Source organism: Xylanibacter ruminicola (assembly GCF_900142525.1).
GTDB lineage: Bacteria > Bacteroidota > Bacteroidia > Bacteroidales > Bacteroidaceae > Prevotella > Prevotella ruminicola_A.
In genome coordinates this window covers 1-12942 of sequence record NZ_FRBD01000039.1, presented here as the reverse complement: position 1 = coordinate 12942, position 12942 = coordinate 1, and the positions used below count along the sequence as shown (strand labels likewise).

General features: G+C 36.0%; 11 protein-coding genes and 1 riboswitch. Of the genes, 9 read left to right on the top strand and 2 right to left on the bottom strand.

Translation table 11 applies throughout. The features are described 5' to 3' along the window. Positions 1 to 413, bottom strand: a 413-nt coding sequence (locus tag BUB86_RS16495; RefSeq protein WP_073211732.1) for a hypothetical protein, incomplete at its 3' end; no start/stop codon positions are given. 1329 nt (positions 414 to 1742) lie between these two features. Between BUB86_RS16495 and BUB86_RS16490 the strand changes: the two genes are divergently transcribed. From BUB86_RS16490 to BUB86_RS16465, 7 genes are all read left to right on the top strand, one after another. Then, entirely contained in the window at positions 1743 to 2993 is a 1251-nt protein-coding gene (locus tag BUB86_RS16490) for a hypothetical protein (protein ID WP_139261726.1), read from the top strand. 6 nt (positions 2994 to 2999) lie between these two features. Beyond that, positions 3000 to 3461, top strand: a complete 462-nt coding sequence (locus BUB86_RS17375) for a hypothetical protein (RefSeq protein ID WP_139261724.1) — start codon at positions 3000 to 3002, stop codon at positions 3459 to 3461. Between the two features lie 2 nt (positions 3462 to 3463). Then, complete coding sequence (locus BUB86_RS16485; RefSeq protein ID WP_139261722.1) at positions 3464 to 4867, top strand: hypothetical protein; 1404 nt, start codon at positions 3464 to 3466, stop codon at positions 4865 to 4867. 11 nt (positions 4868 to 4878) lie between these two features. Continuing rightward, positions 4879 to 8028: a hypothetical protein gene (locus tag BUB86_RS16480; RefSeq protein ID WP_073211725.1), complete on the top strand. Its 3150-nt coding sequence runs from the start codon at positions 4879 to 4881 to the stop codon at positions 8026 to 8028. A 98-nt stretch (positions 8029 to 8126) separates the two neighbouring features. Next, positions 8127 to 9962: a hypothetical protein gene (locus BUB86_RS16475; RefSeq protein WP_073211722.1), complete on the top strand. Its 1836-nt coding sequence runs from the start codon at positions 8127 to 8129 to the stop codon at positions 9960 to 9962. Between the two features lie 3 nt (positions 9963 to 9965). Beyond that, a complete protein-coding gene (locus BUB86_RS16470) occupies positions 9966 to 10655 on the top strand; it encodes an OmpA family protein (RefSeq protein ID WP_073211720.1) in 690 nt (229 codons plus the stop codon). 6 nt (positions 10656 to 10661) lie between these two features. After that, on the top strand, positions 10662 to 11561 hold the full coding sequence (locus BUB86_RS16465) for a DNA/RNA non-specific endonuclease (protein ID WP_073211717.1): 900 nt from the start codon (positions 10662 to 10664) through the stop codon (positions 11559 to 11561). Positions 11562 to 11604: 43 nt separating this feature from the next. Here the strand turns inward: BUB86_RS16465 and BUB86_RS17880 are convergent, their stop codons facing one another. Beyond that, positions 11605 to 11865, bottom strand: coding sequence for a hypothetical protein (locus BUB86_RS17880; RefSeq protein WP_217653247.1), 261 nt, complete (start codon positions 11863 to 11865; stop codon positions 11605 to 11607). Then, a riboswitch (SAM-I-IV-variant riboswitch) is annotated at positions 11864 to 11982 on the bottom strand. It overlaps the preceding gene by 2 nt. Before the next feature lie 259 nt (positions 11983 to 12241). On the opposite strand from BUB86_RS17880, the gene BUB86_RS16460 reads away from it, so the two are divergent. Then, positions 12242 to 12589, top strand: a complete 348-nt coding sequence (locus tag BUB86_RS16460) for a type II toxin-antitoxin system RelE/ParE family toxin (RefSeq protein WP_073211714.1) — start codon at positions 12242 to 12244, stop codon at positions 12587 to 12589. A 1-nt stretch (position 12590) separates the two neighbouring features. Continuing rightward, a complete protein-coding gene (locus tag BUB86_RS16455; protein ID WP_073211711.1) occupies positions 12591 to 12902 on the top strand; it encodes a helix-turn-helix domain-containing protein in 312 nt (103 codons plus the stop codon). Positions 12903 to 12942 lie beyond the last annotated feature (40 nt).

Here is a 12942-nt window from a genome sequence, read left to right as displayed (position 1 = left end):
GTCTCGGCATTCACGAACTCGGCCTTCTTGATGAACTCACGACTCGAGATGTTGGTCTCGGCCTGCTGGTCGGGCAGGAATCGGATGTGCAGCGCCTTCAGGTTCTTCTGTGGAGTAAAATCCTCCTTCTTGTCGGCACCGCCTGCCTCATTCTCCAGGGTGGTGTAGAAGATTCCAAGTCCGTCAATCTTCACTCGCTTCGAGTCGAGCAGCATCTCCAGCAGACAACTGCGGAACTTCTCCAGCACGCCGAACACCACGTCGGGGGTGTAGATACTTCCGTGCTCACTGATGTGGTTAGCCAGCTTACGGGTGTTCAGAGTCTCGATGGTCTTGCTCTTAGCGAACCACTTGCCTTTCACTGCAGAATTTTTCACGTTGTTCTGCTTCAACAGATAGAAAATCTTTGCCATAATGTTTTGTAATTTTTAATGGTTATGGGTGGTCTGATCAGGCGCCTTGTCTTTCCGTCCCCTTTATCGATTGCAAAAGTACGAATAATAAAAGTACCTAAAAAATATTTCAGCGATTCTTTTCGTTAAATGATGTTAACAAAAATAGCAAACCATTTCGTGCCCCATGAGCCGTAATTTTATGGCAAGATTTTCGTAATTTCATTGGCAAAGAAGTGGTTCGTTGTTCCGAGCTACGGAGCTACCGAGCTACGGAGCTACTTTTGGTTTTTGACATACCATCGTAAATGGTCTATTTATTTTAAGTATTATATATATTATAATATATATAATACTTAAATATATAATTTAATATTTATCATTGTTTATCCCATAATATCATTTTTCCAAATGTAGCTCCGTAGCTCGGTAGCTCCGTAGCTCCGGTCACTGTGTCTTGGCTGAAAGCCACTGCCGCGTTACGCCACCTTTTTCCACCTCAAAACCATTTTTCTCCTTTTTATTTGCTGATTCCTTTGTGTAATCCAGATAATTATTGTACCTTTGCAATAGGGCAATGCAATCGTATTCTAATTCATCTGACGAGAGATTATAATACTCGTAAATTGGCTTATGCTATAACACAATATTTTCAAATCAACAAAAAGGCGATCGAGGTACTTATTATCAAGGGTGGTAAGCACATCTCGGTAAAACGCGTAATTGCTAGTCGTTCTGATTTCTTCTATACGTTTAAGAAAGTCTATGAACGATAAAAGCCATCCCGCAAGGGATGGCTTTTAAAATGGAGTAGTTATCGTGATGTCTTGCTCCAAAGGCGGTGTCGATATAGTCCTGCCTTCTCGGGAAACTTACCTGGATATTCAAAAGCGAACTTTTGACGCTGCAAATATACGAACTATTTCAATAACTTCCAATTTTTTGGCATTTATTTTGTGTTTTGCCCCTTTTTCCTCCCCAAAACCATTTTTTTCTCTTTTTTATTTGTGTATTTCGTAAATAATATCTATCTTTGCAATTGACTCACATAGCCTGTAAAGGTGAAAGAGCCAATAACTTATTGTAAAGGACGTTTACGAACGTTATCTTCGATGTGCTAATCTCGCAAATTAGAACTCTCTTCGAAGGAACGCAACGGAGCGTCTACGTTAGGTGTATTGTACATTGTTACAATATATCATGGCGTGGGCTAACTCGAGTTGCTTGTCCTAAGAGAGAGGCGATGCGAGAGCCTGCACATGGGATAAGCGAGAAGTAGTGACTCCCACGTCTTTTATTTTAAACCTATAACAAAAGGCCATAATATGGGAGTAAAAGGCTGTGAATGGTATGAAGAGATTATATTCATTAACTATTCCCTACTTATTACTCATTTCTATGGGTATAAACGTAGTCGGTTGTGGAAAACATCTAAATCCCAACGAGTTGCCTCATTTTGATATAGATGGCAACTATACAGAGAAAGTGGCAACTTTCACATCAAAAGCTCCATCAGAAATAAAGTTCTATGTTGAAGTTTCTGGCAGCATGAATGGTTTTTTTCGGTCAAATAAGCCTACCCAATTTAAGAAGGATGTATGGTCTGTTTTTTCAGATTTTGCTTCAATAACGGAAGGCGTGAATATTTTTGCCAAGCAAGGTGATTCTCCTATTAAAATCGGTTTAAACGATTTTAGAACGAAAATGAATGCGGGTGCTTTTGTCTCGAGCGCTTCAACTGATGTCCCAGATATGCTTAAAAGAATCCTAGGAGATATCGATTGCTCTAAGTCTGAGGTGGGGATGTTGGTATCAGATATGAAATATGATCCTGTGGGCAATGCTGCAATCTCTGTACTACTGCAACAGTATACATCAGATATTAGAAATATGATGGCAAATTCCCACAAAGCCCTTTGCCTGATTGTTGCAAAATCAGAATTCTTAGATAAGAAAGGAAGTGTAGTATGTGAAGAGTCTCCGTATTATTACTTAATTATTGGAAATCCTGAAAATGTGGTTTGGATGAGGAACTTTGTTTGCACCCTTTTGAATCAAGATAAACATTTTGTAGATTATATAGAGTGGGGCGTTGACTATAAGAGCCCTAAAATTAAAATTGAGGATCCGGATTATTTGTCTGTTGAGAATGCTAAAGCACTTAGCGGCTTTGACGAAGACTGTGATATTGTTTTAAATGTTGATATAACCGATTATCCTTGGATGTATGAAAACCCTGACTCGTTAATTAAGTATCTATCGATTAAGAGCGAGGAAGATCTTGGCGTGAATAAGCTAACAAAAAAAGATATATCGTATGACATAAAGAAGGATGATGGCAAACAATTAAAACGAACAGCATTTGCAAATATTAAGTTACATCTTAGTGATATGTATGATACTGCCGACGTATTAAACATTAGCTTAAATACTCCTGAAGTTATTTTCCCGAATAATGATTTTGCAATGTTTTTGGGTGCTGTTACTCCCAATGACGTTTCTCGTACATACTCAATGGAGCAATTCTTAACAGGATGCTATGTGAGCATGGAACGTTTTAGAGACAAGAAAGCAGTACATATATTAATTAGTAAAAATTGATTAGCTATGATATTTTTGACAGTTTTAGTGAATTTATTCACAAGTAAAAAAGAGTATGTTGATAAGGCCGTAAGTTCTCTAACTGACCCAGAAGAAATAGAGAAGAAAAAGCGTCTTGCCACTAGATTCTGGAATGCGCTTGATTCAAATGATATTTGGATGTTTCTTATCATGTTATTTATAACGACACTCGTTTGTTGGTATTATTATATTCCTTACAACAGAAAAGCAGGAAGGCATTATCATCCTCTTCATTGCGCTTTATTTGGACTTGGAGCAGTATTATTAAGCGGTATAGCAACCTATTTGTTTTGTTTAGGCATTGTAAAGGTTAGCTATGACACTTCGCTGGTAATGAAAGTCTGTTTTATGAATGCGATATATTCGCTATTATGGGTTTTTGTTTGTTCTTTCATTTTTTGTAATTATTCATCAACCAACGCATATCGCTGGTTTAAAATAAGGTAATCATGAGCAAGGCATTTGTTTTTTGCATCGGAGGTACAGGCCTCCGCATAATGAAATCTGCAGTCATGCTAATGGCTGCTGGTATGAAGACTAATGGTTATGAGATATGTCCAATTTTGATAGATCCTCATGAGCAATTAGAGGAGAAAAAGAATTTGGATCTATTAATAAATGATTATATTGATGTTTACAATAAGGTCGTCGGAAAGGCGGATGTTGATAAAGACCAACATAACCCTCTTGATGGCTTCTTTTGTACTCCTATAAAAAGATATTATGAGTATGATGGAAAGCAAAATGATACATCAACATCGTTGGCCGATAATAGAACATTAAGGGATTTCTTGGAGGTTGGCCGTATTCCTGCAAATGATATAAACAGATTCCTTGTCCAAACAATATTGTCGGAATCAAATTTGAACAATGCACTCTCTGTAGGTTTTAAGGGAAACCCTAATGTGGGTACAATTGTTCTTGGAAATCTGATTGATAATCAAGATTGGTGGGAAGCTTTTCTGAGGCATTTTAAAGATGGAGATAGAGTCTTTATCTTTAGTTCTATTTTTGGAGGTACAGGGGCATCTGGTTTCCCGTTGTTGCTTAATAAAATATGTAATTGTGAAGGACATCCTATGGTTCAAAAGGCATTTGTTGGAGCGGTTACCGTTTTCCCATACTTCTCCCTTGAAGATCCAAGTACAACCAAAAGTGATATTGATTCTGCAAACTTTATTACTAAGACAAAGGCTGCATTGGCTTATTATGAGAAAAATGTTAATCCTGATTATCTTTATTATATAGGAGATATTAGCCATCAAGCCTCTTATGACAATAACGAAGCAGAGCAGAAAAATTCAGCGCATTTTATAGAGATGATTGCTGCAACTGCTTTATTTGATTTCCTAAGGAACCGTTCAAAGCAAAGCAGACCTCAGTATATGAGTAGGGCTATAGAGGACGATAAGGAGGTCTTGGATTTGAAATCGTTAGGTAATGGTTATAAGGAAGAGGTTAGAATTGTAGCTAATATGAAACTTCTAAATTTGTTAATGGAAGTTTTGAAAGATGAGACCTTTTTCCCTCTTAAGAAGACCCATGGTTTTAACAAGAAGTTCTATAATAGTGATTTTAAAGCACTGGATAAGTTTATGGGTAAATTCAATACTTGGTATGATGAAATCTCAAATAACACGAGAGGCTTTTCTCCATTGTCTATACCTAAATCAACGAGTGGAGATTTATCAAAGTTCATTAAGCACTTTTCATTTAATGCAAGCAGAGATCATGAACTGCTATTAGATATGATAGAAGCTAGTAAAATTCCAAATGAAAATCATCATAACGTTTTGCGATATTTTCTTGATTTTGCATATACTGCGATTAATAATCAAACAGGAAAACTCTAAATAATACAATTATGGCTAGTATCGATTTAAATATTATAGAGCGAGGTATAACCACTCAAACATGGAGTGCCGAAAAAGGCAAAATTACTGAAAATGATTTACGTGACGTTGGTGAGAACAGAACGAATAATGGTAGTGCATTAAATGCCTTACCAACACCATTTGCAAGATTCCATGTCATAAATGAGGCTTTTAGAAGAGTATATGAGGAAAGGTTACACAAAGATAAAGGAGTAGATGCAGGTGAAGCTTACAAGCAACTTGTGTCGGACTGTTTGGATGTTTTTGAACTCTTATATTTTTGGAACTATCATAAGAGCCATTCTACCGATGAACTCAATATATTCATTAAAGAATGGAAAAAAGAAGATAACATACAACGTTTGGAGGATATGACTCCTATTTTAGGAAAGTCTATTAATGCCTTCATGGAAAATGATATAAAAGCAAATGTTCTATACTTTGTCGTGCTTGAGGATAATGGCAAAGAATATTTGTTAGCTACAACATCTCCTATGACAGGTTTTGTTACACCACCAGACCTTGATAGAAAACCATACAGCAAGAAAAAGGAGTTTTCCAGTCCTCGCTACAATGATATGCCATTAATAAACCGTAAGGGTAAGGGAAAGTATTTTGGTGAAATATGTATGTTTGAGGATCGACCACGTGAGTTTAAGAAGTATATGTTTGAATTGTTTAGATCTCAAGTGGTATCTAACGACTTTGAGCATATCAGAGATTACATTGATTCTTTTAATGATAGCGATACGCGTAAAAAATATCATTTGAAGACAAAACCCGTATTGACTGAAGATAATAATGCGCTTGTTATTAATGGACTTACTATTTCAGAAAGTAATGGTACTGACACACTAAACTTTTTTAGTGATTATATTATCAAGTTACCATACCGTATATCTGGGGATAATTTCTTTGTACCACAATATGTTAATGATAATGATGAGCGTGATTATGATTATATTATTCCATTGACCAAGGAGGCATTGGATGTTCTTCCTTTAGACGAAATTAATATCTGCTTTAAAGAGAACAGAAAAACGGGTTCTTTTGCAAAAGTTGAAGTTTCATTTGAATTCAATGACGAAACTTACAAGCGCGAATACAGATATGAAGACAAACCTACAACCGAGTATGGTTGTATTGCTGATATTAAGAAGACCTGGCTTGTAAACTTTGATATTGGTTTATTTCCCCGTACTCTGTCACAAGAACCAACAGAGAACAATTATTTCAAAGTAATGTTTGCACTTTATGACGATAACGATAATGACCAATTGAATGCAGATAAGGTGCAATTAGATTTCTTTGTTAAACGTAATGATGACATAGGTTGTGATTTAATTGAAGTGGCTGATTCGGAAAGCTTTACAAAAGGTGCTCGCCCTCAGGTTACACGCTCTGAACAAAGTCAAGGCGATTCATGTACAACGTTATTTTATGAAATATTTAATACTGCGTTCGATGTGATAAGGCTTCAGATAGATGAAGACGCATGTGGCATATTGATTCCTAAGTGGACTTTGTCACAGCGCTCATCAAAGTCTTATACCTATGCCATTGACTTTGGTACTTCCAATACCTATGTATCACGACGAGAATCAAATAATTATTCTGAGCCACAACAACTTACGATGGATAAACCCATTATGAGTTATCTTCATGATAAACTTAATAATAAACAAATTAAACCAATTGATTGTTGGGATGATGCTGGTGATCCTAGAATAGTAGAGAGCCTCCTGACCGAATTTGTACCGCCATTTATTGATGGTAAAAAGTATAAATTCCCTTTGAGAACAGCACTTTGCAGATTGACTAATGGAACGGATAACCCGTCACTGTTTGATAATCGTAATATTGCATTCTGTTATGAGAAAAAGAGAATTGGGGGTAATAATAGGGTAATTACTGATCTTAAATGGTCTGAAGGAGAAAATAAGAAAGAAGCAGAGGTATTCATACGTGAATTGCTAGCTATTATTAAAAGTGACATTTTGGATGACAATGGTGATCTGAGCCAAACACAAATAATATGGTTCCAGCCTCTAAGTTTCAAAACAAGAATGCGTGCAGACTATGATGCCATCTGGAAGAGGGGATGCGAAGATATCTTGTGTATTAATGAATCTCAGATTCGTTGTTATACAGAGTCTGAAGCTCCTTATTACTACTTCTTGGAGATGAATAAGTTCAAAAGTACCAAAGCTGTATCAATTATTGATATTGGTGGAGGTTCAACAGATATGGTTTATTTCAGTGAAGACAAGCCTATAATAGCCAATTCTGTTCATTTTGGATGTGATGTTTTGTGGGGTAACGGAAATAATTCATTTATCGACACGCGCGAAAACGGTATATATAAACGCTATATTGATAGTATACAGTTCAAGAATGATGAATTGCGTGCAATAAATGAAGACTTGTGTAAGGAAGGAAGTAAATATACAACTACGGATATTATAAACTTCTGGTTGAGTAATACTAACGAAACAGAGATCGACGTAAAACTTCGTAGTGAGTTTAAACATCTTTTCTTGTACCATTACGCTGCTATCATTTATCACATGGCATCTGTTTATAAGGCCAAAGAACTTGAATGTCCAACTACTATTACATTTAGTGGTAATGGCAGTAAATATATAGATAATCTGCTTACGAAAGATGAGCAGCTTCTAGTTAATATGACAATGATTATCTTAAGAGATATATTTGGCGATAATGTTCGAGATGTTCAGATTATACTTCCAGAGCAACGAAAGGAAAGTACATGCTATGGAGGATTGTATCGTGATAAGGATAGAGTGTCACCTTCAACCTTCCAGTATGTTGGTTTTGGTAAGAAACAATATGAGTCTATTGATGAACTTAACAAGGATTATAAGCCGATCTTAAGAAATGGTATTGTTGGTGAAGTAAAACATCTTAACGAGCTTTATATGAGTATGCTGAAGCTTCTTATAAAAGAGGAAAAATTAGATGAAAAAGCTGAAAAGATAAAGAGTATGCTTAATGTAAATCCTGGCGATGAACTTGATAAGATTTATATACGAGATATAAAGGAGGATGAGAGTTATAATGATTCATTGTTCTTTATTCCAATTATTCAGCAGGTATTTAATCTTACAAAAAAGGAATAGAGATGGATGCTACATTGATTGTGTCTATATGTGTCACTATTTGCTTTTTAATATGGCAAATAAATACATATCGTAGAAATATGTCTGCAACAAAAAGAATGAAGAATTTCTTTATTGCAGATAGCACTGACGATTATAGCTTGGTTGAAGATCAGGATGGACGAAAGCTAATTGCCTATACTTCTGATAATGACTATGAGTCAGGATCAACTTCTTTGCAAAAATTAATAGAAGAACTGAATAAATATGTTCGTCAGAATGTTGGAACAACAGATTTCGCTGTGATTCAAAATAAGACAGAAAGATTCACTGAAACGATTTTTGAGAATTCGACATCTAACCTTTCCATGCCTACATATATAGGGCTGATGGGGACTTTTACGGGTGTCTTTTTGGGTCTTTTTGTTTTTAGCGTAAATTTAATGAACCTGGATGATGATGGCAAGATTAATGGCCTGATTTACGGAGTAATGATTTCTATGCTAACTAGTTTGTGTGGTTTGTTTTTGACAACAAAATCTAACCATCAAGCATCTCGTGCAAAGAAAAAAATGGATGAGCGTAAAAATGTGTTTTACGACTTTATTCAAAATCAACTAATGCCAACGTTAGGTACTAGTGTAGTGGAATCATTGGCAAAATTGAAGGATACTATTAATAATTTTGTTCCGGCTTTTGATACGGTAATAAAAAAATTCCATGACACATTTGATGAGTGTACCAAAGCTTTTGGAGATGAGTTTAGAAAAAACGTTACTGTTGTAACAGATGCAGTCAAGATAATGGGCGAGAACATTGGCGAACTTAATGAGGTGTCTACAAATGTTAAATCCCTTCTCGTTGAGCTAAGGACTGAAAAGATGACAGAAACCCTAGATAAGTTTGTTGACTCTGTTCATTCTTTGGATTCATTAGAAGAGAATATCGTTTATTTAGAGCAGCAAAAAGAATTCCTAAATACATCGACACAGGAATTAATGGATGCGCAAGAAGCATATCTTTTGTCCCTGGAATTGCCTCAAGATATTGTCAATAAATTGAAATCTATTCTTGATAGATTTGTGAATTTTGAAGATAATATAAATAAATTCGGAGAAGGCCTGGCTCAGAATCAACTTATTGGCAATAGAGAAATAAATCTTATACAACAACAAATAAATGCCCTTGAGAAGAACACAAAAGTTATAAACAATTTCCAAGAACTATCAACAGAAGAGTTGGAAAAGGTATGTAGTGCTCAGATTGATGATGTAAATACGTTGACTAAGAAATATACGGAAGCAATAAGTACTCATTCAGATGAGTTCAAGGAATTTATGGAGAGTGTTGCACGGGAAATTGTTGAGAAGAAAAAGGAGTTTATTGAGATGCTTGAGAGTGCATTCACTGTTTCTGATATAAGAACGGAATTTAAACAATTGAATAAGATTCCTGGTTTATTAGAGAAACTTGAATCTATCGACAAAGCTCTTAAAGCAGATTCTGATTTAGTTGAAAAGCTTGAAGATATTCGTCTGTCTACAGTTGATGTGTTCGATAGTGTAGATAAGTTTAGAACCAATAATCCTCTAATTGATTCAGTGGACGATTTGAAAAATAATCATTCTAACCAACTTCAAAAAATCGAGGAGACGAAAAATTATCTAGATACATCATTATCCGATCATATGCAGCTATTATCTTCTATACAGCAGAAACTTGATGTAATATGGGATGAAGGATTAGAAAAAGGTGGTCAGAATGTTATATCGAAAATAAATGGGTTAACTAAAGAATTCGATGAGGTAAAAAGATTAATCGCGTCAATTCCGACAGAAAGGATACCTACAGAAGAGATTAAAGCACTTGATAAAAAAATTGAAGAGATAGATAGGAAATTGCAAGAAAATAATATTGGTGATAGAAGAACAAGTTGGTCAATATTTGGTAGATAATATATGAAGGAGAATAAATACAATCATTCTTTTTGGCCAAGCTATGTTGACATTATGACAACATTGTTTGCTATTATGTTAGTTTTATTCGCAGTATCCTATAATCGGTTTAAAGTAAAAGAAGTTGAGTTAAGAAAGTTGGCTGATAAGTATGAGGAGATACGATCAATTTATCAAGCTGTCGAAAATATCGACTCAACATATTTTGAATTTAACCCCAAGTATGTTAAGCATATTTTTAAACTTCAAGTTACTTTTCAGCTAAAAGAATTCAGTCTATACAAACTAACAGGGGATGCAGATGGCAGAGTGGCCGAGGCAGATTCTATCCGTCATCATATTGTAAAGGCTGGAATGGAGATTAAGCGCACAATAGAGCAATTACAAAAAAATGATAGTATAAAGGGAGATATTAAGTATTTGGTCGTAATCGAAGGCCAGGCTTCTTCAGATGGTTATAATCAAGACCTATACCGAAATAATGATGTACTAAGTTATCAAAGAGCTTTGGAACTTAATAAATTCTGGATGAAGGAAGGTATAGACTTCTCAAATATGGACAAATGTGAATTAGTCGTCGCTGGTAGTGGTGTGAAAGGCGTCCCTCGCGACTCTGTAGAAGTTAATAATCAGAGATTTTTGATACACATAGTGCCAGTCATTGGTAATATTAGGATGAACAACACTGATTGATATACAATGAGTAAGAATATGTTTTCTTGTTTTGTGTTCTTGGGCTTTATGATATATTCATGCCAATGTTCAAGTTCTGAATTCCAGGAATTTGAGGGCGAATATTATGGAAAGGCAGATTCTCCTAAAGAAGATGAGATAGCATATTCGTCTTTAAATCAGAAACATAGTTTTGTATCTGACGTAGAAGAAACAAGTGAAGATCTGACAAATAAAACTATTACTGTTAATTCTGTTGAGATTCCAATAATATCACGAGATGTTGCTGAACAATTAATAAAGAGAAAAGCATATACAGTGTCTTATAATAAAGATACGAAATGCCCCAATTGGGTAGCATGGTATCTAACAACATCTCATGCTGATGGCGAGTGGGCAAGGTCAAATGACTATAGAGAAGATTATGATGTCCCTGCTCCTAGGGCCACAAATGATGATTATAGGGGCAGTTCTTGGTCTAGAGGACACATGTGTCCTGCAGGTGATAATAAGTGGGATGCCGATGCTATGAGTGAAACTTTCTTGCTTTCCAATATGTGCCCTCAAGATAGAGGCTTGAATAGTGGCCTATGGAATAGAGTAGAAACTGATTGCCGTAAGTGGGCGAAAAAATATGGTGGCGTATATATCGTGTGTGGGCCGTTGTATTACGACAAAGTACATGAGGTCATTGGTTATAATAAAGTAGTAGTGCCTGAGGCTTTTTTTAAGGTGGTCTTATGTTTGGAAGGAAAACCAAAGGCTATTGGCTTTGTCGTGAAGAATAACGAAGGAACGAAAAAGAAAGACCAGTATGTAAACTCAGTGGATGAAGTGGAACGTTTAACTGGTATTGATTTCTTCCCAGCTCTACCTGATGAAATAGAAAACGAAGTTGAGGCTAAGGCAAACTTGTACGAATGGTAAATCGCCCCTGCAAGAGCAGACTGCAGAGACGGATTACTGTATATTATGCGGTCGTGGAGAGTCGCTTTAGTGTCGAATCGAAATCGACTTTGTGATTAAAGCTTATTCTCTTGCCATCGTAGACTTCTGACACATCAATTCCTTTATGGATGAGGGCATCGATGAGTGCGGCATCGAATGTGGCACGTTGGGAAGTCCAGGAGCGAGAGCCTACTTCGTTGTTGAAATACTCTACTAACTGAGAAACTGGGGTAGACGAGAGTCTAACCAAATAATACTTGTAACTTGAATTTTTCTGTTTCATAAGGATAAATTTTTGAAGTTAATACTATTCTCCCGCATCGTACCTTGGCCACCGTGGTATCCTTTACTCGGTTGGCGAGTTCGCTATATATAGTAGCGACTGCTCTTGATGCTTTCTGGGTGCAAAGATAAACATTTTCTTGGGATATTTTGCTTTGTTTTAAGAAAAATACTATATTTGCCAACAGGAATAAGGACGATATATACACGCCTTGGATTCGGAGATACGAGATGCTTAAGATGTTTTTGTAGCTTCGCTGGATATGGAGGAATAGTATATATAATTATTAAATTGCTATTTATTGATAAAAAAAGTGTTTTTTATTTGGAAGATGTTCACAAATTTGTTAACTTTGCAGCGATAATCAATCATCGAGATGGAAAAAGTAAGAACGATAAAGTTATTTAAGGACTATTTTAAAGAGTTCTATATTGAACAAACGGACGATGTCCGAGATAAAATCAACTTCGTGTTGCGGCTTGTTGAAACACAGCGCATCATCCCACGGAAATTTTTCCGTATCATAGAAGGTTCGGATGGAATTTACGAGATACGAGTTGAATTGGACAGTAATATCTTTAGGATATTCTGTTGTTTGGATAAAGGTTCGATAGTGGTGTTGTTTCATGGATTCCAAAAGAAGACTCAGAAAACACCATCAAAAGAAATAAAACGTGCAGAGGCAATAAAGAAAGAGTATTTTAAAAGTAAGGAGGAAAAGTAATATGGACACAAAGAAGAAAGAGGCTATTATGGCCAGTACAACATTTGATGAACTGCTTGATGCAGAATATGGTAAAGATGGCACAGCCCGAAGAGACGCTTTTGAGGCAAAGGCTGAGGCTTTTTGTTTAGCAGAGTGTTTGAAAGAACACAGACTTCAGGCTGGGCTTACTCAAGAGCAGCTGGCTGCTAAGATTGGTACCAAGAAAAGCTATATCTCGAAGATTGAAAATGGGCATGTTGATGTTCAACTGTCTACTCTGTTTCGCATCTTTTCTGGGTTAGGCAAGAGAATATCGCTTACTGTTATGTAGTAAGCGCTTTGCCTGCCTTACTGCTTTGCAGTAAGAGGTT